Raw genomic sequence first — 811 nt, forward strand, 5'->3', positions numbered from 1 at the left:
AAAATATGATAATATTACTATTCCAGCAGCTTTAATAACAAAACATAGCGATAGTCATTATTCAGCAAGTACAACAGTTGCTGGTAAAACTTTTACAGTTGATCTTGTATTTACAAGTGATACTACAGCAAATGTTCAGGCAGACGGAAAAAGCGGAGTTTTCACAAAGCAATAAATTTYATAATATAGTAATAATCTAATAATAAGGTCTTATATGGATTATACAAAAATTAATTCTTTAACTATAGATAAATGGGTTGAAGATGGTTGGGTATGGGGTGTGCCTATTACCCATAAGAAGTTTCTAGAAGCTAAAAMTGGAAARTGGGAYATGCTTTTAACWCCAACTAAAAATGTTCCTAAAGAATGGTTTGGAAATTTGGAAAATAAAAATGTATTGGGGCTTGCTTCTGGAGGCGGTCAGCAGATGCCAATATTTGCAGCTTTGGGAGCTAAATGCACATTAATAGATTATTCTCAAAAACAGATAGATAATGATATATTTGTGTCAAAAAGAGAAAATTATAATATAAACGCCATAAAATATGATATGACAAAAAAGTTTCCTTTTGAAGATGAAAGCTTTGATTTGATTTTTCATCCTGTTTCTAATTGTTATGTAGAGAATGTTTCTCATATATGGAGTGAATGCTATAGAGTATTAAAAAAAGGTGGCAGGCTTATGTCTGGGCTTGATAATGGAATTAACTTTTTATTTGATGAAAATAGTAAAGAGATTAAATACAAACTTCCATTTAATCCATTAAAAGATAAAAAATTATTAGATGAATTATTAAGTAAAAATGACGGC

At 29.5% G+C, this 811-nt stretch carries 1 protein-coding gene; it reads left to right on the forward strand.

The window, feature by feature from the left end; all coding sequences use genetic code 11:
• Positions 1 to 214: 214 nt before the first annotated feature.
• Positions 215 to 811: class I SAM-dependent methyltransferase (locus GQX97_RS12825; protein WP_157152261.1), on the forward strand; the 597-nt coding region annotated here is incomplete at its 3' end.

The organism is Brachyspira sp. SAP_772, assembly GCF_009755885.1.
Classification (GTDB): Bacteria; Spirochaetota; Brachyspiria; order Brachyspirales; family Brachyspiraceae; genus Brachyspira.